The sequence below is a fragment of the Flavobacterium fluviatile genome, from assembly GCF_010645065.1.
GTDB lineage: Bacteria > Bacteroidota > Bacteroidia > Flavobacteriales > Flavobacteriaceae > Flavobacterium > Flavobacterium fluviatile.
Map to the genome: position 1 here is coordinate 1 of NZ_JAADZW010000075.1, position 1,165 is coordinate 1,165.

A 1,165-nucleotide genomic window follows, 5' to 3' on the forward strand; every position below is an offset into this window, starting at 1 on the left:
AACGTTCCGGCGCTTGGCGAGGTTGGGGAATAAAGATGCGGGATTTTTCGGTTAAATACAAATTTCCCAAATACAAAACCAACTTTCCATTAAGCCTAAAACCCCAATCTTGCCAAACGGCTGTTATACGCTGGCAAATAGGCTTTTATTATCTTCATTCTTTTCGTAAAACTTTTCATTTAAATAATCGGCTAACTCGCTTATTTCATATGAATAATCATCACAATGATTGTAACTTCTAATTAGTTTGCTTTGGAAATTCTGATCTAAATATTCTGCGCTATTATAATAGCTTTCTTCTACTTTTTTCTCTCTATTTTCAAATTCGTTTTCAAATTCTAATTTATATTTTTTAAAGTTTTCCAATAAAATATTCATTCCCAATTTAACACTTTCACTATCGCTTAGAACTTGATTAGATTTCACTTGCATTATGCCATAAGTTCCTTCTTTTTTAAAGAAACTATTAATGTATTCTATTAATCTAAATAATTTAGGTCTATTAAAATTTTCGTGAAGCATTATTGAATAAGCAATTTGTTGAAATCTGATATTAGTCGAAAATGAATCTACAATTTCTCCATAATTCTCTTTTAAGGCTAAAAATGTAGTCTTAATATAGTTATATTTTCTTCTTTCTGCTCCAACATTAGGAAGCTGAATATTATTAACTAGGTTATATAGAAAAACTAAAATTATAATCCAAAGCTCATTCGCAATATTAGAAAAATCAGGAAGTAAATTATGTTTTGTAATGATTATTTTTTGATATAGAAAGTATGATAATGCAACTATACAAACTGCATAAAAAAATTGTTTTTTCCAATTAATTAAGAGTGAGCGAGAAATTGCAATGTTAAAAATAGCTCTGAACATCACATAATAAATGCTTATGAAATATATGTCTTTGACATAATTATCCATATTAATTGAATATAATAACGCACTTAAAAGAATTATGAATACAATTGGAGTTAATATGCGAAATGAAAAATTAAATGCAGGTGCTTCATCAGTTTCCAAAAAACTAGAAATCTGAAAGTATCTCAAATCTGTAGGAGCAAATTTTCCAATTAAATTTATAAGAAAGAACAGAAATATAGCTGTTATAATTTGAAAAGTTGTTATCATCTTGTTGGTTTTCTGTTGCTTGCGTATAACGTTC

General features: G+C 27.5%; 1 protein-coding gene. It reads right to left on the reverse strand.

All coding sequences use genetic code 11. The features are described 5' to 3' along the window. Positions 1–123: 123 nt before the first annotated feature. Positions 124–1,165: hypothetical protein (locus GXM17_RS21320; RefSeq protein ID WP_208796480.1), on the reverse strand; the 1,042-nt coding region annotated here is incomplete at its 5' end.